The sequence below is a fragment of the Spelaeicoccus albus genome (assembly GCF_013409065.1).
In the GTDB taxonomy this organism is placed as follows: domain Bacteria; phylum Actinomycetota; class Actinomycetes; order Actinomycetales; family Brevibacteriaceae; genus Spelaeicoccus; species Spelaeicoccus albus.
This window is the reverse complement of the sequence record NZ_JACBZP010000001.1, coordinates 1088932-1110199: the sequence shown is the minus strand read 5'-3', so window position 1 is coordinate 1110199 and position 21268 is coordinate 1088932. Positions and strand designations below refer to the sequence as shown.

The 21268-nt window shown below is 64.1% G+C and carries 16 protein-coding genes; 9 read left to right on the top strand and 7 right to left on the bottom strand.

Going from position 1 to position 21268, the window contains the following annotated elements; translation table 11 throughout:
- Together BJY26_RS05185 and BJY26_RS05180 are read left to right on the top strand one after the other, a co-directional pair.
- Positions 1-2196, top strand: a complete 2196-nt coding sequence (locus BJY26_RS05185; protein ID WP_179426275.1) for an endo-beta-N-acetylglucosaminidase — start codon at positions 1-3, stop codon at positions 2194-2196.
- A 98-nt stretch (positions 2197-2294) separates the two neighbouring features.
- Positions 2295-3740 carry a sugar porter family MFS transporter gene (locus BJY26_RS05180; RefSeq protein ID WP_179426273.1) on the top strand — a complete coding sequence of 482 codons (1446 nt, stop codon included), beginning with the start codon at positions 2295-2297 and terminating at the stop codon, positions 3738-3740.
- Here BJY26_RS05180 and BJY26_RS05175 read toward each other — a convergent pair.
- Genes BJY26_RS05175 through BJY26_RS05155 form a run of 5 tightly spaced genes read right to left on the bottom strand, consistent with a single transcriptional unit; the run spans position 3737 to position 11199 of the window.
- Positions 3737-4981, bottom strand: a complete 1245-nt coding sequence (locus tag BJY26_RS05175) for a glycoside hydrolase 5 family protein (RefSeq protein WP_179426271.1) — start codon at positions 4979-4981, stop codon at positions 3737-3739. The two genes, BJY26_RS05180 and BJY26_RS05175, sit on opposite strands and share 4 nt — an antisense overlap.
- Positions 4981-8046: an alpha-mannosidase gene (locus BJY26_RS05170; RefSeq protein WP_179426269.1), complete on the bottom strand. Its 3066-nt coding sequence runs from the start codon at positions 8044-8046 to the stop codon at positions 4981-4983. Before BJY26_RS05170 ends, BJY26_RS05175 begins: the two co-directional genes overlap by 1 nt.
- 5 nt (positions 8047-8051) lie before the next feature.
- The gene (locus BJY26_RS05165) at positions 8052-8945 is read right to left on the bottom strand and encodes a carbohydrate ABC transporter permease (RefSeq protein WP_179426267.1); all 894 of its coding nucleotides are present in this window, start codon (positions 8943-8945) and stop codon (positions 8052-8054) included.
- A complete protein-coding gene (locus tag BJY26_RS05160; RefSeq protein WP_179426265.1) occupies positions 8942-9904 on the bottom strand; it encodes a carbohydrate ABC transporter permease in 963 nt (320 codons plus the stop codon). The genes BJY26_RS05165 and BJY26_RS05160 overlap by 4 nt, the downstream gene beginning before the upstream one ends.
- A gap of 2 nt (positions 9905-9906) precedes the next feature.
- Positions 9907-11199 carry an ABC transporter substrate-binding protein gene (locus tag BJY26_RS05155; RefSeq protein WP_179426263.1) on the bottom strand — a complete coding sequence of 431 codons (1293 nt, stop codon included), beginning with the start codon at positions 11197-11199 and terminating at the stop codon, positions 9907-9909.
- A gap of 139 nt (positions 11200-11338) precedes the next feature.
- Here BJY26_RS05155 and BJY26_RS05150 point away from each other — a divergent pair, with 139 nt between their 5' ends.
- The 7 genes from BJY26_RS05150 to BJY26_RS05120 all read left to right on the top strand — a co-directional run bounded on the left by BJY26_RS05150 (position 11339) and on the right by BJY26_RS05120 (position 19310).
- Positions 11339-12343 carry a LacI family DNA-binding transcriptional regulator gene (locus BJY26_RS05150; protein ID WP_179426261.1) on the top strand — a complete coding sequence of 335 codons (1005 nt, stop codon included), beginning with the start codon at positions 11339-11341 and terminating at the stop codon, positions 12341-12343.
- On the top strand, positions 12340-13848 hold the full coding sequence (locus tag BJY26_RS05145; protein WP_179426259.1) for a family 20 glycosylhydrolase: 1509 nt from the start codon (positions 12340-12342) through the stop codon (positions 13846-13848). The genes BJY26_RS05150 and BJY26_RS05145 overlap by 4 nt, the downstream gene beginning before the upstream one ends.
- Entirely contained in the window at positions 13845-15422 is a 1578-nt protein-coding gene (locus BJY26_RS05140) for a beta-N-acetylhexosaminidase (protein WP_179426257.1), read from the top strand. Before BJY26_RS05145 ends, BJY26_RS05140 begins: the two co-directional genes overlap by 4 nt.
- A gap of 108 nt (positions 15423-15530) precedes the next feature.
- Positions 15531-16469, top strand: coding sequence for a DUF6807 domain-containing protein (locus BJY26_RS05135; RefSeq protein ID WP_179426255.1), 939 nt, complete (start codon positions 15531-15533; stop codon positions 16467-16469).
- Positions 16466-17215 (top strand): cupin domain-containing protein, encoded by a 750-nt coding sequence (locus tag BJY26_RS05130; protein WP_179426253.1) that lies wholly within the window; start codon positions 16466-16468, stop codon positions 17213-17215. Before BJY26_RS05135 ends, BJY26_RS05130 begins: the two co-directional genes overlap by 4 nt.
- Complete coding sequence (locus BJY26_RS05125; RefSeq protein ID WP_179426251.1) at positions 17212-18297, top strand: Gfo/Idh/MocA family protein; 1086 nt, start codon at positions 17212-17214, stop codon at positions 18295-18297. The genes BJY26_RS05130 and BJY26_RS05125 overlap by 4 nt, the downstream gene beginning before the upstream one ends.
- Positions 18216-19310, top strand: a complete 1095-nt coding sequence (locus tag BJY26_RS05120; protein ID WP_237249092.1) for a LacI family DNA-binding transcriptional regulator — start codon at positions 18216-18218, stop codon at positions 19308-19310. Before BJY26_RS05125 ends, BJY26_RS05120 begins: the two co-directional genes overlap by 82 nt.
- Here BJY26_RS05120 and BJY26_RS05115 read toward each other — a convergent pair.
- Positions 19288-19953 (bottom strand): SGNH/GDSL hydrolase family protein, encoded by a 666-nt coding sequence (locus BJY26_RS05115; protein ID WP_179426249.1) that lies wholly within the window; start codon positions 19951-19953, stop codon positions 19288-19290. The two genes, BJY26_RS05120 and BJY26_RS05115, sit on opposite strands and share 23 nt — an antisense overlap.
- 7 nt (positions 19954-19960) lie before the next feature.
- Positions 19961-21253 carry an ABC transporter substrate-binding protein gene (locus BJY26_RS05110; protein WP_179426247.1) on the bottom strand — a complete coding sequence of 431 codons (1293 nt, stop codon included), beginning with the start codon at positions 21251-21253 and terminating at the stop codon, positions 19961-19963.
- Between the last annotated feature and the right edge of the window lie 15 nt (positions 21254-21268).

Below are 21268 nucleotides of genomic sequence, written 5' to 3'. Positions count from 1 at the left end.
ATGACCGTCTCATCCCCGCGCGCCCACTCCAAGGATTTCGCCGACCCCCGACCGCCGGCCAACGCCGGAATGACGCGCAGCACGTTTCTGCGCGTCGCCATTGCCGGAACTGCCGCAGCCGCTATCGCTCCGCAAATTGTCGGCGCGACGCCGGCTCACGCGGACGACACCGGATATCCCGCACCGAGCAGCGGCGGCCTGCCGCCCGGCCCGTCAACTCACGGATTCCTCTCCGACGACGTGCTGAACTGGTCACCGGAGTCCGACGAATACGCGCGGCACTTCCGGTGTCTGATCCCGCGGGCCAAGCGAATAGCGCCGTTCACCGCCACCCAGGCACATCCCGACCTTGATCCCACGACGCAATTGCTCACCGTCTCCGGCGATTATCGCGGCGACGTGTACGACATCCGAGCTCAGCCCATCGGTGGTCAGGATCAGGTTTACACGCAGCGTTTTTGGCCGTATATCGACATTTTCAGCAGCTGGCACGGCCAGGTCGTTCCCTCGGACAAGAACCCGGATCCGGGCGATGACGATCTCCGGTACGGAGTCATCGACATCCCAAACCCGGGCTGGACCGAGGCCGCCCACAAGAACGGCGCCCGCACCATCGGTTGCTGGTTCTGGCCGCGGAACGACGATTTCGACAAGTGGGTGTACAAGGACGCGTCCGGAGGGTTTCCCGCCGGGAAGAAGCTCGTCGAGATCAAGAAATACTTTGGCTTCGACGGCTATTTCATCAATCAGGAAGCGGCAGTGACAAAGGCTCAAATCACGGCGCTTTTTGAGATGTTCCGATACATGAAAACTCTCGACGACGATGTGTACATCCAGTATTACGACGCGGATCTGCCGGGCAGCGGCAAACTCGACTACCAGAACGAAATCAACGAAAAGAACGTCGGCTCCCTCGGTACACCCGCCGACCCGGGAGTCGATTCGATATTCATGAATTACGACTGGCCCAAAGTCGATCCCGATCTCACCGGCAGCCGGGATACTGTCAAACGGCACGGGTTCGACCCGAAGACCGCAGCGTTCGGATCGACCGAATGCCAACAGGGTGGTTTCAATCCGCGCGAGAATTTCTCCGCATACGCCAATCCGAATACGAAGGCGCCGGTCAGCTGGGCCTTGTTCGTCGAAAACGAATATTGGAACACTGCCGCGCAAAAGGGCATCACCGACACGGCGACCGGACGGGCGAAGTATCGGGACTACGAACAAAAATTCTGGTCCGGTCCCAAGGGCGATCCCTCCCAAAGCGGGAAACTGGAACCACGCAAACCGCCGTACCGCACCGATATCCTCAATACCCGCGTCTGGGACGGCGTCGCGCACAGCATCGTGGAAAAATCGGCGATATCGTCGCTGCCGCTTGTCACGAACTTCAATATCGGCGTCGGCTCCGCATTTGCCATCGAAGGACGTCGCGCCGGTCGCCGGCCGTGGAACAACGCGGGCATCGCCGACCCGTCGCTGACGTGGCAGTACTGGACCGAGGAGAGCGGCCATGCGACCTCCGCCGTCGCTCTGGACGAGACCACAGCGTGGGACGGCGGCCATTCACTCAAGCTCACCGGTACCGCGCGGCACCGGGATTCCGTGACGCTCCACCTTTTCAAGACCGAGGTCCGGCTGCACCGGGAATCGGAGGTGTCCATCAAGGTCTCCGGCACGTCCGGCCGCATTGAGCTCGGACTGACCTTCCGGGACGACCCCGAATCACCCGAGTGGATTCCGCTGCACGGTCGTCCAAGCGGTGCATGGCGAACCGTGTCCGCCCGTCTGCACCACCAGCGCGGCCGCACAGTTGCCAAAATCTCACTCAGGATCCACGGTGATCACCGCGGAACCATCGACATGAACATCGGCCAGTTCAAGGCTGTTGATCCATCGGCTGCCCGGCGGCCCGAACCCCCGCGCCGCTTCCGCATCGACCGGGTCGATACCACGCGCCACACGACGTCTGCCTACTTATCCTGGGAGCTCGGTCGGCGATGCTGGGCATATGACCTCTTTGCCGTACACGGCCGCTCACGCATATGGATCGGGCGGGTCCACCGCAACGTGTATTACGCTCACGATCTGCCGATCGACGCCGGCCGGCTCAGTGTGGAAATCGTGCCCATCGCCCAAGACGGAACGCGCGGCCGCGGCGTCCTGGCACATCGAACTCTCAGCGAGACATAACAGCAACCATTTCGCGATATCGAAATTCACGGCTATCCACTGAGTCGGCGGTAGTGTCGGAACGTTCGGCAATTGGCGCGCACGCACTGGAGGCAGACATGACCGACAAGGCAGAGCCCGGCGCGTCGCACGGTGGACAGCGGGTTGGACACGGCAGGGTCATCGCCGCGAGCATCTCGGCGGCCGTCGGCGCATTCTTGTTCGGCTTCGACTCGGCGGTCATCAACGGGGCCGTCGACTCGCTCAGCGCCCACTTCGCGCTGAGTTCCTTCGTCGAAGGCTTCGCGGTCGCCGTCGCCCTCCTCGGCTGTGCCGTCGGCGCCTGGTATGCCGGACAGCTTGCGGACCGGCTGGGCCGCAAACGCGTGATGGTGCTCGGCGCCGTCCTCTTCCTTCTCAGTTCGATCGGGTCGGGCATCGCGTTCACCGTCTGGGACTTGATGCTCTGGCGCATCATCGGCGGCATCGGGATCGGTATCGCGTCAGTCATCTCCCCGGCCTATATTTCCGAGATCGCACCGGCAAAGATCCGTGGTGCTCTGACGTCCGTCCATCAGCTGGCCATCACGATCGGCATTTTCGCGGCGTTGTTGTCCGATGCATTGGTCGCGCACACTGCCGGAGGCGCCGGCGACACGCTGTGGCTGGGCGCGCCGGCATGGCGATGGATGTTCCTCATTGGGGCGATTCCCGCAATCGTGTACGGCATCCTGTCGCTGCTCATCCCCGAATCACCGCGATACCTGGTGCGTGCCGGCAAGGACATCGAGGCCGCTCGAGTGCTGCGGTCCGTCGTGGGCGACCCCGATCCGGACCGGAAAATCGTCGACATCCGCAGCAGCCTGCATCAAGAGGCGCGCACCAGCTTCCGTGATATCAAGGGTCATCGGTTCGGTCTGAAACCGCTCGTCTGGGTCGGCATCATCTTGGCCGGACTGCAACAACTCGTCGGCATCAACGCGATCTTCTACTATTCGACGACCTTGTGGAAGTCCGTCGGGTTCAGCGAATCGGATTCGTTCATCACATCCGTCATCACGTCCGTGATCAACGTGGCGCTCACATTCGTGGCAATCATCTGGGTCGACAAGTTCGGACGTCGTCTGCTGCTGTTGATCGGCTCGTGCGGCATGTTCGTCGGCCTCGGTGCGGCGTCCTTGTCGTTCTTTCACGCGGTCGGCAGCGGCGACAACATTTCACTGCCCGAACCGTGGGGCATCATCGCGCTGATCGGCGCGAATCTTTTCGTCATCTTCTTCGCTGCGACCTGGGGACCGTTGGTCTGGGTGCTTCTGGGCGAAATGTTCCCGAACAATATGCGCTCGTACGCGCTGGCCATCGGCGCGGTCGGCAACTGGCTGTGCAACTTCCTCGTCAGCGTGTCGTTCCCGTTCTTGGCTCAACACATCGGCCTCGGCACGGTCTACTGCGTCTACGCCGCGTTCGCGGTCATCTCGTTCTTCTTCGTCAAATCGAAGATTCCCGAGACCACCGGCGCCGAACTCGAACACATGACGGGCAAAACCCTGCATGAAAGCAATTAGCGCGCCGAGACCACCTCGGTGACGCCGCGCGCGGCCAGATGCGCGGCGTCCGTCGCCAGGCTCGACCGGACCAGTGTGGGCCGGATGCCGCCGCGGACAAGATCGATCCAGGTGTCCAGCACGGGGCCGCCGGGCGCCGTCAGCGACCGCTGCGACTCGGCGTCGTCGAAAGCGACCGCGACGGTTCGCGGTCGGGGCGGGACGGGGTGGGCTCGTTGGTCCGCGATCAGCTCGGCAAACGCGGCCCCGGCCGGCTTGACGGCACCGCCGGAATCGATCAGCCCGAGGGAATACTCGAGTTCCGGGAAGTCCGCGAGGCCCCTGTCGACGTCGTGCGAGCACCACCAGGTGACACCCCACAACCCCGGACTATCCATCGTGTTGCGAATGCTCGAATCGAGGAAGCCGGCCGCGTCGGTCGCCGGCACGATGGGGGCGGGGGCGCCGATCTCCTGCAACCAGACGGGCCGGCCGGGGCCCGACCAGGCACTGCCCAACTGGACCAGGTAGTCGGCGAAGTTGGGCACTGCCGGGTGCCCGGCGCCATAATGCCGGGCCACGCCGGTGAACACCCACGAATGCACGGCAGTCGTATCCCCGATTCGGCCGGCCATCGACGGCGTCACGGCAGACGTGTCATTGAAGAAGGCCTCGTCGTCGAACGAATGCTGATGCATGCCGGCCGGCTGCCCGCTGCGGGATGCGTCCAGCATGCGTCCCAGCCACTCGGACATCTGCCCGGTGGTCACGGCATCGGGATCCGGATGTCTGCCGGCGGAGAACTGGTTCGTCTCGTTGCCGACCGTCAACCCGATCACGTTCGGTCGGCTTGCGGCCGCGCGCCCGAGGGCCGTGATCAGGTCGGCTTGCGCCGCCACGACTGCCGGATCGGTGAAGATGTTGCGCCGATGCCAGGTCCGCGTCCACGACGGCAGGAAGTCGAAGCTGGACAGGTGGCCCTGCAAGGCATCGATTGCCACGTCCAGCCCGCGCTCGGCCGCGGCGTCGATGACGCGTCCGACGTCACCGACCGCCTTGGCGTTGATCAGGCTGCGCGACGGCTGCAAGATCGGCCAAAGCGGGAAGATCCGCACATGGTCGACTCCCAAACCGGCGATCGCATCGAAGTCGGCGCGCACGTCGTCCAGGTTCAGATCGAGCCACGAGTGGAACCACGAATTGCGAGGCGTGTAATTGACGCCCCAACGCGGCGATGGCGGCTGAGGCGTCGACTGCGGCATCAACGCCGGCCATCCGCATCTGCCGGCGTCAAGCGCACCGTGACGATCTGGAACGGCCGTAGCGTCAGTTCGATCCCGTCGCCCTGCGCGCGGACGCCGTCCGGCCGGGTCTCGTCCTCGAGCAGGTTGGTCTGCACGACGTTGGCCACCGGGAATCCGGCGGAAAGCCGAGCGCGAGCCCGGGCACCGTACGGCTCGTACACGCGTGCGATGACGTCGCCGCTGCGGTCTTCGGCAAGCTTCACGGTCTCGACGATGACGTGTCCCTCGGCCACGCTCAGCAGCGGGGCGACGGCCGCCGGTGATGCCGAGTCGTCGGAGTCGCCGGCCGCGCGTTCGGGAAGATTCAACGCGTATCCGGCCTCGACGGCGTCCGGAATCTCGGCGCCGACCACGAGGCTGCAGCGAGTGACGTGCCGGCCCTGGTCAGTGCGCGGATCGGGGAATTTCGGCCCGCGCACCAGCGAGAGCCGCACCGTCGAATACGTGCCGCCGGCAATGCTCGGGTGCCGGGACACGTCGTGGCCATAGGTCGAGTCGTTTGCCACGGCAGCGCCGTATCCGGTTTCGCCGACGTGTACCCACCGGTGCGCGCACACCTCGAACCGAGCGTTGTCCCACGACGTGTTCTCGTGCGTGGGCCGGAAAATGTGCCCGAATTGCGTTTCGTACGCTGCGGAATCCGCGTGCACGTCGATGGGGAACGCCAGCTTGAGTAGTTTCTCGGACTCGTGCCAGTCGATGTCGTTTTCGAAGTCGACGCGGCGGGATCCCGGTTCGATGCTGATGCGCTGCGTGATGGTCGAGGCGCCGAATGAATGCCGCACGACGACTGCCGTGCCGTCGGTGTCGATGCCGTCGACAACGGTCAGGTCGACCGCCGTGTTCTTGTAGAATCTGTCGATATCCCAGGCGTCCCACATGTTCGGGAAGTCCTGATGCAGCTGCAGCAGGTTGCCGGCCCGGCCGTCCGGAATGAGTTCGCGGCGGGCGTCGATGTCGTAGACGGAGGTCAGCAGGCCGCGGGCATCGAGCCGCGCCCGGATGACGCCGTTGTCGAGGACGACGTCACCGCCGTCTTCCGCGACGCTCACCCCGCGGGTTTGTTTAATGGCGCTTGGCGCCGCCGCCGCGTGCGCAGGGACGCCGTGGCGGGCAAATGGGGACGCGTTGAACTCCAGCTGCCGGCCGGCGTCCAAGGCGGACTGCGCGGCATCGATCAGCCGGCGCAGCTCGGCAGCGACCTGCGCGTAGTTCTCGGCGGCCTCGCGGTGCACCCAGGCGATCGACGAGCCCGGCAGGATGTCGTGGAATTGTTGCAGCAGCACGAGCTTCCACAGCCGTTCCAAGTCGTCATACGGATACGCATGCCCGGCGTACACGGCGGCGGTGGCCGACCACAGTTCGGCTTCGGCCAGCAGATGTTCGCTACGGCGGTTGCCCTGTTTGGTCAGCGCTTGCGACGTGTAGGTGCCGCGGTGCAGTTCGAGGTAGAGCTCGCCCTTCCACACCGGGGCGTCGGGGTATTCGGCTTCGGCAGCTTCAAAGAACTCGCGCGGGCTTTCAATACTGACGCGTGCCGAGCCTTCCAGGTCGTGCGTCCGCTTGGCGCGGGCAAGCATCTCCCGGGTCGGGCCCCCGCCTCCGTCGCCCCATCCGAACGGGACGAGCGACCGGGTTGCGGCTCCCTTGTCGCGGAAGTTGCGTTCAGCGTGTCCGATTTCCTTCGCCGAAAGGTCCGAGTTGTACGTGTCGGCCGGCGGGAAGTGCGTGAACACCCGGGTGCCGTCGATGCCTTCCCATTGGAACGTGTGATGCGGGAACGGGTTCTCTTGGTTCCAGGAAATCTTTTGCGTCAAGAACCACCGGGCACCTGCCGACTTCACTATTTGCGGCAGCGCCGCCGAATAGCCGAACGAATCGGGAAGCCATACCTCTTTGCACGTCACGCCGAAGTTTTCCCGGAAGAACCGCTGCCCGTAAATGAATTGCCGGGCCATGGCCTCCGAGCCGACCATGTTGGTGTCCGATTCGACCCACATTCCGCCGACGGGGATGAACCTGCCGCCGGCGACGGCGTCCTTGACCCGGTCCCACAGTTCGGGCCGGTGATCCTTGATCCACTCGTATTGTTGGGCCGAGGACATGGCGAACTTGAAATCCGGATCGGAGTCCAAGAGCCCCAGCACGTTCGAACTGGTTCGGGCCACCTTGCGCACTGTTTCACGGACCGGCCACAGCCACGCCGAGTCGATATGGGCGTGGCCGATGGCAGTGAGCCGGTGTGCGCTCGCCGCGGCGGGCCTGTCGAACATGGGGGCCAGCCGCGCCCGGGCGGCCGACGCGCTTCCAGCCACGTCGCCGAGGTCGACGGCGTCCAGCGCTCCGGCAATCGCGCCGAGGAGTTCGCGGCCGCGTCCGGTATCGCCGAGTTCGGCGGCCAGTCCGCCGAGCACCTCGAAGTCGCCCACGAGCTCCCACACGTGCCGGTGAAAGACGTTGATGTCGGCCCGGGCAAGCGTGTAGATCGGCTCGGCCCGGGCAGTGGCCTTGTCGCCGTCCTCGGTCGGGAGAAACGGGTGGACGTCGAGCAGCAGCGGATTTGCGGCGGCTTCGATATAAAGATCGACGGACTCGCCGGCTACTGCCGGAATCCACGCATTGCGCGGGTTCAACGCCTTGACGACGCTGCCGTCGGGCCGGTAGACGAGGCCCTCGGCTTGAAAGCCCGGCGAGTGGTCCTGCCAGCCCAAATCGACGATGAGCTCGACGTCGTCCCCCGCGTCGTCCGGAACATTGCCCGTGACGTGGAACCACGTGGTGCCCCACGCCGGCCCCCACTTCCGGCCGACGGCGAATGGCTCGTAGCGCACGCCGGCAGCGGCGGCGGCTTCCGGGTCGCCGCCCGGCAGCGCGACTGCCGGCGGCACCGGTTCGCCGCGCCCGTCGCCGACATGCCATGCTTCGATCGCGAGCGGCGCGACGGCCTCGTGGACGACCGGCCTGATGCGCTCGGCGAGCACGCGGCGCAGCCGGCCCATGGTGAGTGTTTCATTGTGGTGCATGTGGATTAACCCTTAATCGCGCCTTCACCGACGCCTTTGAAGAACTGTTTTTGCAGAATGAGGAACAGGGCAATGAGAGGGGCCACGGCAATGATCGTGCCCGCCGCGACTACTCGGGGATCCTGGTTGAAGGTGCCCTGCAGGTAATTCAATCCTACTGTCAGCGTGTACTTGTCCGTGTCGTTCAGTACCAGCAGCGGCCACAAGAAGTCGTCCCATCCGCCCATGAACGACAGCAGGCCGACGACTGCCATCGTGCCCTTCACGGCCGGCAGGCCGATCCGCCAAAACCGCTTCCACGCATTCGCGCCGTCGATGACCGCGGCTTCGTCGATCTCTTTGGGGATGGCCGAGAACGCGTTCATCATGAGCAGCACGTTGAGCGAGGCAATGCAGCCGGGCAGGACGACCGCGACGAGGGTGTTGGACAGGTGGATGTGGTTGACCATCTGCAGCACCGAGATGATCGCCGCTTCCTGCGGGATGAGCAGTGCGGCGAGGAATACCCCGAAGGCGACCTTCCGGCCGCGGAACTTCAGCCGGGCAAGCGCATAGCCGGCGAGCGCTGATCCCATGACGTTCATTGCCACGTTCGCGGTTGCCACGACGAGCGAATTGAGCACGAATCGCAGCACGGGAATCACGTTGTTGACGCGCACGTAATTGTCGAAGTTCGCGTCCTTCGGCAGCCATTGCGGGGGCTGGGCGTACAGATCGTCTCCGTGGCCCTTGATGGAAGTCAGGAATTCCCACACGAACGGCCCGATCGTGATTGCCACGACGACCAGCAACAACGTGTACCGGACGACGAGTTCGGTACGGGTCAGCTTGTCGCCGCCGGCGGTGGTGAAGCGGCGCCGCCGACGTCGCGGCCGGGCGAGATCGGACGCGGCGCTCATGATTTGTCCTTACTGCGCGTGACGCGAAGGTTGATCAGAAGCAGTCCGATTGTCAACACGAACAGCACTACTGAGACCGCCGACGAATAGCCGAGCCGCGCGGTGAGGCCCGTCCCCGACGACTCGATCAGCGTGACGAGGGTGGAGTCCTGACCGCCGGGCCCCGCTGTGGGGCCGGCAAGCAAATACACTTCAGTGAAAACGCGAAACGCTGCAACCGACGAGATCACGCCGATCAGCACCATGGTCGACCGCATGGCAGGCACCGTCACGGTCATGAAGCGGCGAATCGGGCCGGCACCGTCGATTTCGGCTGCTTCGTTCAATTCACGGGGAACGTTCGCCAGCACGGCCAGGTACACGATCATGTAATAACCGAGGCCCTTCCAGATCGTCACAATCATGGCGCACACCAAGATGAGCCAGGCATTGGAGAGGAACGGAATCGGGCTGGAGATGACGTGCAGCGTTTGCAACAAGCTGTTGATCAGCCCGCGGTCGTCGAACATCCATTGCCAGATGACGACCACGACGACCATCGAGGCGACGACCGGCGTATAGATCGCAGTCCTGAACAGCCCGATTCCCGGCACGGTTTTTTGCACGAGCAGAGCCAGCAGCAACGGCAGCACCACCATGACCGGCACGACCGCCAGATAGAGCACGCTATTGCGAAGCGCCACCCAGAATAGCGGATCGGCAAACAGCTGCCGGTAATTGTCGATGCCGACGAACTCCCCGGCATCGAACGGTGTCGCCGACGTGAATGACGTGGTGATCGTTCGAAGGAACGGGTACACCACAAATGCCAGCGTGATGATGAGGGCGGGGGCCAGAAACAGCCACGGTGAAAACTGCCCGTTGAGCTTGGCCACCGCCCGCCTCTCGGGACGGGCGGCCGGACCAGCGATCTCGGCCTCGGCACGCCGTGCGCCGGCCGCCGTGTTGACGCCTGCCATAGTCAGCCCTGCGCCAACAACGAGTTGGCCTTCGCTACGGTCTTATCGAGCGCCTGCTTGGACGGTTCTTTGCCCAAAATCGCGTCCGAGAGCTGTTGTTGCAAATAAGTGGCCATTTCCGGGGTGAACTTGATCGGCGTGTACTCCACAGCCGACTTGAGCTGTTTGGCGGCTTTAACCCTCAGCTCGGTATTCTTCGTGCCATCCAATTTGCGGAAGAACGGCTTGTCTAACGTGCCAGCGGTCGACGGAAAGATATTGACCAATTTGGCAAATGCCATTTGGTTCTTCTCGTTCGTCACGAACCGGGCGAATGCCTTGGCCGTGGCCAAGTGATCGCTCTGAGAGGCCACGGAAATACTTTGGACGGACATCTCATACTTACCGGTATTGGTAAACGCCGGTCCGATTCCTAGATGCTTGGCCAGCGTCGGCGCGTTTTTCTTGAAGTTCTGCAAGTCATAGGCACTGCCGGAGTTCATGGCTACCTTGCCACTCATGAAGGCTTTGCCGACGCCCGTGTACTTCATGTTGAGCCCGGCCGGCAGAAAGCCGCCAGCCTTGTATGCCTTGCGGTACTTATCGACCATGGCTGCCGCTTCGTCCGTGTTGAACGTAAATTTAGTTTCGTCCTTGTTCATCAGCGGAGCTCCCCACAGCGCAATGTCGTTGATAGACGGCACATTGCCCCACAAGTAGTACTTACCTTTCACGTTCTTGCCCAGCGTGACGGCGTCGGCAAGCATCTCGTCGTAAGATACCGGCGGGTTCTCCGGATCAAGTCCGGCCTTTTTGAACAGTTTCTTGTCGAAGAAGTTCGGGCCCGTGTTCAGGTACCACGGATACGCAAAGACGCCTTTGGGGTCCTTGTATGTCAGCGACTTCCAGGAACCGGGCAGATACAGCTTCTTGGCGTCAGGATCTTCGTCGCTGACGTTCATGAGGACGCCTGCTTTGGCTAGCGGGTACGCCAAATCAGGCGTGGTGTTGAGAACATCAGGCATATCGTGGTTCGTAGCTTGCGACTGGACCTTTTTGTCGTAGTTGTCGGCGGGCTGATCCTGCCATTTCACGTGTGCGCCGGGATGCGCCTTCTCGAAATCCTTGATCAGACCCTTGAAGTACTTCGAATATCCGGCTTTCAAGTTCCACGTCTGGAACGTGATGGTGCCCTCGATCTTGCCGGATGCGGAGTCGGAGCCGCCTCCGGAGCCGCACGCGCTCAAGCCGAGCGCTCCGGCCGCAGCAATGCTGATGCAGGCAAGCACCCGCCTTCTTGGTATGCCGAACTTCATCACGTTCTCCTTTGATACGAGGGTCCAGGTGCAACAATTACTTATGCGGTTAAGTGACGCGTCTCATTAAAACACTTAACCGATTTAGCAGCAACCGGGTACACTGGTTTTTCACCTGTCAACCACAGAAGCAGAGGACATGACCCGCGCCACCATCAAGGACATCGCCATCGCTGCCGGGGTCTCCGAGGCGGCGGTGTCGTTCGCGCTCAACGACAAGCCTGGCGTGTCCGCCGACACGCGGAGTCGAATCCGCGCCAGCGCCGAAGCACTCGGCTGGCATCCCAACGTCGCGGCCCGCGCGCTGTCAGCCGACAAGGCCCGCGCGGTCGGCTTGGTGATCGCCCGCTCGCCGGAGCGCGTCGGCAGCGAATCGTTCTTCCTACAGCTCATCGCCGGCATCGAATCGGCTCTGGCCAAGCTTTCGCTTGCTCTCGTTTTACAGATTGCGCCGTCGGTTGACGACGAAATGAATACCTACCGCCGTTGGTGGTCCGAACGGCGCGTCGACGGCGTCCTGCTCGTCGACCTGCGCACCGACGACCCCCGGCCCGAAATGATTGCCGCCCTTCGCATGCCGGCCGTCGTCATCGGCGACCCGGGCAACTCGTCCATCCCGGGCATCGCCATCGACGACACACCCGCCATGAACGCCATCGTTGCGCATTTGGCGGAAGAGGGTCACCGGAACATCGCCCATGTCTGTGGACCCGCCGACCTGGCGCATACGCGACGCCGTATCGATGCCTTTCGGTCTGCGACAAGCTCTTTGGGCATCACGACGATCGGCAGCCAGTCCACCGATTACTCGGAAAGCTCCGGCGTGGAAGCCACGCGCCAACTACTTGCCCTGCCGAACCGACCGACAGCAATAGTCTTCGACAACGAAATCCTGGCTGTCTCGGGCATGTCGACGATCCATGCGGCGGGCCTCTCGGTTCCCGGCGACGTGGCGATCGTCTCGTGGGAAGATCACGTGATCTGCACGGCAACCGTTCCGCAGCTGACAGCGCTACGCCGCGACCCGTTTGCACTCGGACGACGTTCGGCCGCCGCACTGCTCGATCTCTTGGATGGCAAACCAGCTCACGGCGTCGACGAACCGACGCCTGGGCTGACAGTTCGAGGCTCGACGAGGCCATGAGTTCCGCTACTGTCCCGGCCGTGCAGGTCCGGCGTCCGGCCACGGGCGTCGTCACGGACTTCAAGAGAATTGTGCTCAGTCGACGTGATGCTCCGGAACTCCGTGGGCTGGCGGTGATGGTGCAGGCAGAACTTGCTCCCGATACCGTGCCCGTCGTCGTCGATGCGGCGCGAGAGCGCGGCGACCTGTGCCTAGAACTCGCGTACTCCGAGGAACCAGTCGGCAATGACGTCGAAAACGGGAACGAGGAGGGCTATCGAATCGCGACGGACGAAGCCGTCGTCGTATCGGCGCGACATCCTGCCGGCGTCTACTACGCAACGCGCACCGTGTTGCAGCTTGTGCGAACGGGTGGAGTCGACGCGGATATCGTCGACTGGCCGGTTTATCCGCAACGCGGCGTCATGCTCGATATCGGGCGCAAGTACTTCACCCCCGGCTGGATCAAGAAATTCATCAGGGAACTCGGCTGGCTCAAACTCAATACCCTGCATCTGCACTTGAACGACAACAGCGGCGTCGGGCTCGAATGCCGCGCCCACCCCGAGATCGTGAGCACACCGGCGCTCAGCCGCGAGGACCTCGCGTCGATCCTCGACACGGCCGCGGCGCATCACGTCACTGTCATACCCGAATTCGATTCGCCGGCGCACGCGCGAGCGATCACCCGCGCGCATCCCGAATTCGCGCTGCGAGACAGGCACGGACGGATGCACTTCGACAAGCTCGACTTCTCGTTGCCGGCCGCGCGGAGGCTCGTGGAGCGTGTCATCACCGAATGGGCCGATCTTTTTGACGGCCGATGGTTCGACATCGGCGGGGACGAGTTCTTCGCGGCTCCCTGGGAAGATGAATCGCTGCGCGACCCCGGGCTGTTTCCCTGTCTCGCCGCGTATGCTTCCGACCGTCGAGGGCGCCCGTTGTCAGCTCACGACGGCTACACGATCTACATGAACGACCTGGCCGACCTCGTCCATTCCCGCGGGAAGCGAGCAAAGATGTGGAACGATCACGTCGATCCACGCACCGGAAGCATCGCGATCGCCGGCTCAGTGCAAATCGACTGCTGGATTCGGTGGAACGCGTCGTTTCCGTCCGCCGCGGAATTGGCTCAGGCCGGCTATTCCCTTGTCAACCGAAATGGCGACTACTTGTACTTCATCCTCTCGGCGGATGAGCCTCCCGGACACGACATCCGAAAGAGTCCGGAGGGCATATACCGGAATTGGCACGTGCGCCGCTTCATGGGCACTGCGGGCGGGAGCGATCAGGACCTCGATCGGTCCGCCTCTGTCGACGGAGCCGTGCTGTCGATCTGGTGCGATTCGCCCGCGACGATGACCGAGCAGGAAGTCGCCGAAAACGTTCTCGGCTGGTTGCAGTCGTTCAGCCAGCGCGTTTGGGACTCACCGTCACCGGCGAACTATTCGACGTTCACATTGGATTGCCGGAGAATCGGCGCCAAATCTGATAGAGCCAGCATCAACCGATTGGAACCCTCATGACCATGCCTCCCTTGGTGCCCAGCCCGACGTCCGCACGCGAGACCGGCGGCGACGTCGAGGTGCCCGGCGTCGTCCGGATCGCCGGCGACCTGCCGCTGACGACCGTGCAGCGACGGTTTGTCGAAGACTGGCTCGGCTCCCCCACCGAGCTCGTCGACGCCGACGCGTGGCTGATGCTGACGCGGGACGACGCGTTGCAGGACGGCTCGTACCGGCTCGTCATCGACGAAACCGTCCGGATCGAAGCTGCCGGCGAAATCGGCGTGCTCCACGCGCTGCAGACGCTGCGCCAATTCGCCGGGCCCGAGGCATTCGCATCGGCTCCGGCCCCGCGTACTGCGCCGGTGCGCCTTGCGCGCGCCGAGATCGAGGATGCGCCCCGGTTCGGCTTCCGCGGCGTACATCTGGACGTCGCCCGGCACTTCGTTCCCAAAGCGGAAGTGTTGCGGTTCATCGACATCGCCGCCGCGCACAAGTTGAGCGCACTGCACCTGCACCTGACCGAAGACCAGGGATGGCGGATGCCCATCGACGCGTTTCCGCTGCTGACCGAGGCTGCCTCCTACCGCGCCGACAGTCTCGCGGCCTGGGCTCCGGACGGCACGGCACATTATGCCGGCCGGCCGCACGGGGGTTTCTACACCAAACAGGATTTGCGCGAAATCGTCGCATTTGCGGCCGAGCGCGGCGTCACGGTCATTCCGGAAATCGACGTGCCCGGGCATTCCGTCGCGGCGATTTCCGCCTACCCGCGGCTCGGGGTCGGCGCCCCCGACGTCGACGTGTGGACGGACTGGGGCGTCAACGATTGCATCCTGGACCCATCCGACTACACGCTCGATTTCTTCCGCACGGTCCTGGACGAAGTGATGGACGTCTTCCCGTCGCCGGTCATCCACATCGGCGGCGACGAGGTGCCGTACCGGCGCTGGCAGGAGTCGGCAGACGTCCGGCAGCGCGCCACGGACGTCGGTCTGAACTCGGTCGAAGAGCTGCACGGCTGGTTCCTGGCCCAGCTGGTGGCTCATATCGAAGCCCGCGGGCGTCGGGCCGGCGTGTGGCACGAAGCGGTGTCGGCCGCGCTGCCGACCAGCGCTCTCGTGAACGCATGGTCGAACGCGGACGGCGTCGAAGCTTGCCTGGGGGCCGGCTACGACACAATTGTCTCGTGCTGCTCGCACCTGTACCTCGATTACCGGCCGAGTGATTCGGGCGACGAGCCCAGCGCCTGCGAGCCGGTGCTGCCGATGCGCACGCTATACGAATTCGACGCCGTGACGCCCGGCATGCGCACAGCTGCCGATCAAAGCGGCGCGCAGATCGCCGGCATTCAGGCACAGCTGTGGACCGAATGGCTCGACACCCAAGGCATTCGCGACTACCACGCCTACCCGCGCCTAGCTGCCTTCGCCGAGCTGGCGTGGAGCGAGCCCGGCGAGTACGCCGATTTCGAGCGGCGCCTTCGCGGCGGACATTTGGAACGTCTGGACTCCGCGGGCGTCGACTACCGCCCGTTGGACGGTCCGCTGTCCCGGCAGTTGCGTCCCGACATTCGCGCTCTCACCGGCCGCTGATCACTCGGTATCACCGTTTAGTCGAGTTCCCGCAAAGGATTGACAGAAAAGTGAACGTTCACTAAATTCATCTGGGAAAGCCCTTTCCAGGCGTCTAACCGAGGAATTATGACTCCCACCACCGCACTCGCAGTCCGCAACGATAAAGAATCCGGGAAACTCGACATAACCTGCGGCGATGTCCGGATCGCCGAGTATCACTACGCTCCTGACAGCCCTGCCGCCGAGGCTCCGAAGCCGTTCTTCCATCCGCTGCGCGCCCTCGACGGCACCTGCGCGACGGCCTTCCGGCCCGCGGATCATCGGTGGCATAAGGGGCTGGCAATGACGTGGAGCGAAGTCTCCGGCGAGAACTTCTGGGGTGGGCCGACCTTCGATGCGTCGGCGCAGAAGGGTGGCAACAATGGGTACGTCTGGAAGGACAACATCGGCAGCCAACAGCACGACGGCTTCGACCGGCTGGACGGCGACCCCGCCGAAATAGCCATCGACGAACGCCTGTCCTGGATAACAGCCGCAGGCGCGAAGTGGCTCACCGAACGCCGGTCGATACGCGTTTCCGGCGCCGATGCCGACCGCGGCGTTTGGGCCCTCGACCTCGACACCGAGCTGACGAACGTTTCCGGATCCTCCCTCGAATTCGGCAGCCCGACGACGTTGGGCAGACCGGCTGCCGGCTATACGGGCCTGTTCTGGCGCGGACCCCGCTCGTGGGTCGGTGAACGATTCGCCGCACCCGACCGCAGCACGCTCGGCGATGAGGCGATGGGGACGACGTCGGACTGGCTGGCGCTCGCCGGCGAATCCGACGAGGTCGACGGCACGGCCACCGTCTTGATGTACGCCGCAGACTCGGACCGCGGCCCCGGCTCGCGGTGGTTCGCGCGATCCACGCCGATCCCCGCTATGGCGCCGTCACCGGCGTTCGACGAGACGTTCGATCTACCGGCTGCCGACACGCTGCGGCTCAGGCACCGCATGCTGCTGATTTCCGGGCGTCGCGACGCCGCCGAACTCTCGGTCATTGCCGAGGCGAACCGGCGATGACCGGATCACAGCATTTCCCCGGATCCGTCGGTATCAGCTCTCTCGACGTGTACGAGAGCGTTGCCCCGGATGGCATTCCCGGCGGATCGCCGCATATGCACACGGTATGTACCGAAGCATACGTCGTGACGAGCGGCAAAGGTCGGCTGCAGACACTCAGCAGGCAGGGGTTCGACGAGGTCGAGCTCGCGCCGGGCGACGTGTCATGGTTCGGCCCGGGCACGGTGCACCGTGCCGTCAATGACGGCGACCTGCGCGCTATCGTGATCATGCAGAACGCCGGGCTCCCTGAGGCAGGCGACGCTGTCCTCACCGTGCCGGACGACGTCCTCGCCGACGCGGCGGCATACCGCACCGCCGTCGATCTCGGCGACGGCACGACATCGGAGCGTTTCGATCGCGCGCGCCGTCGACGCGATCTGGCGGTGACCGGGTTCATGTCGCTTGTCGCCGCAGCGAAACGCGGGGACACCGGCCCGTTCGAACGCTTCCTGGCCCGCGCGTACGCGGTCGTACGCGAGCGCGCCTCCACCTGGCCCGACCTGATCGCCTCCGGCCCGCTCGACGACGCAACCACGGCGATCGAGACCGCGCGGGCCATCGCCGGAGGAACGAACCCGCCGGACGCCGACGGTTCGGCCGGCGGCTTCGTCCGGCATCTCGGCGGCCCTGCATCCATCAGTCCCGGAATGTGCGGCGCACTGCGCAAGTACGACACAGCCACCGACGAAACGAGAAAAGCATGACCTACCGAGCCGCCATCGTGGGCACCGGCGGTATCGCCGCGTCACACATCGCCGCACTTCGCGGCCGAAGCGACGTTACGGCCGCCGCGGCGATCGACGTCGCTGACGACCGCGTGCATGAGTTCGCGCGCAACTGGGAGATACCGAGAACCTTCACTTCACTCACCGACGCGCTCGCCTCCGAAGACATCGATGTGATCCACCTATGCACGCCGCCGGCCACGCATCTGCCGCTCGCACGCGAAGCATTGGCGGGCGGCGTGCACGTGCTCCTTGAAAAGCCTCCCGCCCTGTCACTCGCCGAACACCACGAACTCATCTCCGCAGTCGACTCATCGACGGCGACGGCGTCCGTGATCTTCCAACACCGCTTCGGGTCGGGAGCCACGGCACTCCGCCAACTCGCGTCAACCGGCAAACTCGGCAAGCCGACGGTGACGACCTGCGACACCCAGTGGTACCGGGACGACGCCTATTACGCGGTCCCATGGCACGGCACGTGGGCCGCCGAGGGAGGCGGACCCACGATGGGCCACGGCATTCACCAGTTCGATCTCATGCTCTCCGTACTCGGCCGATGGGAGCAGGTGAGCAGTATGACGGCCCGGCGCACTCGTCCAGTCGAGACCGAAGACATCTCGGCGGCCGTCGTCCGATTCGCATCGGGCGCGCTTGCGACCGTGGTCAACTCAGTCGTGTCGCCGCGCCAAGAGTCCCGGCTCCGCTTCGACTTCGAATTCGCCACAATCGAGCTCGTGCACTTGTACGGCTACGACGATTCGGCGTGGACGTTCACGCCGGCGCCGGGTCACGAAGAACTCGCCGAAACCTGGGGCGACCTGCTCACCGGGCGGCCGAGCGGACACGCAGCCCAGTTCGACGACTATTACCGCGCACTGGCCGCCGGACGGGTCCCGGAGGTGTCCGCACGCAACGCCCTTCACACCTTGGAGTTCGCTGCCGCGATCTACGCCTCGGCCGCACAGAATCGGGCGGTGTCGTGCACCGAGTTGACGTCCTCGAGCGCCGTCTGGCGATCGATGAATCCCGGCCGCACGGCCCGAGCGGCCGCGAGCGCCTGATGCCGGCCGGGCACGCGTCGAAGCCAGGGCGGGTCACCATGGTGGACGTCGCGGCCCGAGCGGGCGTGTCACACCAAACGGTCTCCCGATATATGCGGCACGACGGCGGCCTGAAGCCGGCGACGTCGGCGCGCATCGAACGGGCGGTGGCCGAACTCGGCTTCCGCCCGGATCCGATCGCGCGATCGATGCGCACGCGCCGTTCGGGCCGAATCGCTCTCGTACTTCCGGAGATCTCCGACTTTGTTCCCGCGGATCTGGTAGGCTCATCCGCCGCAGCCCGTGAGGCCGGCTACGCCCTGGACGTCGTCGGACTGCCCGGCGACGAGGCCGCGCGCCGTGCACGCGTGATCGATCTGTGCGGAAACGATCGGGTGGAGGGAATTCTCGCGTTCACGTCGATCAGCGCACCGGACTCTCCGAGCGATGCGCTTCCGCCGATCGTCGTCGTCGGTGAGTACGACGACCGGATGCGCACGACGGGAGCTTACGCGGACGGCGCGCTGACGGCGGACATCGTCAAGCACCTCGCATCGCTCGGGCATCGGTGTCTTCTGCACGTCGCCGGGCCGTCCGATTGGGCGTCCGCCCGCAATCGTCGCGCCGTCTACCTGTCGGCGGTCCGAGATCTGGGTCTGAGTTCGTACGGAGTCGTGTCAGGCGATTGGTCGGTGGAATCGGGATATCGCGCCGCAGTCGAATTGCCGGTCGATTCAGGCGTGACGGCGATCGTCGCGGCCAACGACCACGTCGCATTCGGCGTACTGCGCGGTTTGGCCGCGCGCGGAATCAGCGTACCCACCGATATGAGCGTCTTCGGCTGGGACGACGTACAGATCGCCGCGTTCACCGACCCGCCGCTGTCGACGGTTGCCGTCGACCGTGCACAGCTCGGCCGGCTCGCCATCGAAAGGCTCATCGAGCGCATTCGCGGCGAGCCGCCGAAGCCGTCGCCCACCGTGCCGCACGGCCGACTGATTCTGCGCCGTTCTACCGGTCCCGCGCCGCGGTAACACCGGCGACAGTGGACACGCCACCGGGCTCGGCCCCGTCCAGCCACGCCTCGGCGAGCAAGCGGTGACCGCCCGGCGTCGGGTGCACCCCGTCGGGAGCCCATGCTGACGGCGGCGCTTTGGCCGCCGCCTTCGCGAAGATGTCGTCTGCACGGATCAGCCGCGCCCCGTGTTCGGCGGCGAGCTCACGGACGACCGCGCGTTTCGGATCGAGATCTTCGCGCCACTGTTCGAGTTCCGGCAACGCCGGCACGAGAAACGGCTCAATGAGGGTCAGATCGACTCCGGCGACCGTGCCCAGCAGTTCCGCGTACGTCCCTCGGAACTCGTCGATATCGGTTCGGTCGCCCGTCTTGTATCGTCTCCCGACGTCGTTGATGCCGATCAAAATCGTCAGATGCGTCGGATGCCGCTCGAGGACGTCGGCCGTCCAGCGCGCCGCGAGTTCACGGATACGGTCGCCGGAGACGCCCGTGTTCACCCAGTTCGGCGCCGCGGCCGGGTGCTTCGCAGCCCACTCCGCGGCGACGAGCAGCGGGAACCCCGATCCGAGCGGACACTCCTCCGCGGCCGTCCGGCGACCGCAGTCCGTAATGGAGTCGCCGGTAAAAACCACGGTGCTCGTCGGGTCGATCGGAACCATCGCGACACTATCCTTTCTGCAGGATCGACTTGGCCTTCGAAAAGAATTCGTCCACGCCCTCGGAGGTTGTGAGCTTCCCGAATTCGACTTTCTGGCCGACCGAGTGCAGCAGGTCGAGGATGTGGCCCGAGCCGGCTGGGAGGACCGGCAATGGCGGGCCGGCGGTCTTCTTCACATCGCTGACGAAGTCGATGACCGACTTCTCGTCGCCGCTCGCATTCGACGCGAGTTGCTTCCGAGCCGCGGCATTGATCGGGATTCCTCGATCGGTACCGATCTTTTTGATCGCGGATTTGTTGTGCAGGAGAAAGTCGACCAACTTCGCGCTCGCCTTCGCCGACTCCGTCTTCGCCGAGATGGACCAGAACATGTTCGGCGTCAAGAAGTATTCGTTCTTACCGTTGTCCATCTTCGGCACGAGGGTCATCTTCAGCGGACGATTCGCCAGTTGCGCGAACGTCGTGAACTGGTTGGACAGTCCGAAGTCGAACGCGGTCTTCTTCTTGACAATGGGGAACTTCTGGACTTCTCCGTACGCGTACGACGCCGAATACTCGGCCGACGGCGCGACACCCTCCTTTTGCAGCTTCATCCAGTAATTGAACCAGTCGCGGAGCACGGACTTGGAAAATCCGAGAGATTTCCCGTCGGCGGAGTAGAAGTCTTGGCCCCGATTGCGCACGTACAGCTTCAGCACATGGAACAGGTCCATGTCGTTCGGCGTGCCGTACACTTTCGGATCCGACTTGTGGATCTTTTGTGCGAGCTTGGCGAACTTCGTCCACGTCAGTTGCTGCGTAGGATCAATGCTGACCCCTGCCTTTTTCAAGATCGCCGGGTCGTACATCATCACGGGCGTGTTCATGCCCGACGGGATCGCGTAGAGTTTGCCGTCGACCGTCCCGGCTTTGAGCGCGCTTTTGTCAAGCGACGACGTGTTGATGGGCAACTTGCTCATGTCCGCGAGGACGCTCTTGTCAGCGTACGACCGCAGATCGGTCGTACTCATTTGAATGACATCCGGTGCGGTACCTCCCGCCACCTGCGTCGAAAGTTTGGACCAGTAGCCTTCCCAGCCGGTGAACACCGGTTTGACGTCGATCTTCGGATATTTCTTCTCGAATTTCTTGATGACGGCGACGGTCGCATCATTGCGCGTCTTCGATCCCCACCAGGCGAGTTGAATCGTCGTTTTTCCGTTTGTGGAGCCGCCGGTGCCCCCCGAGCACCCTGTCAGTACCAGGGCAACGGAGCTCATTGCCGCGCCGATCCCAAGCATCATTGCTTTTCGCCGAGACATGGTCATTCTCCTTTT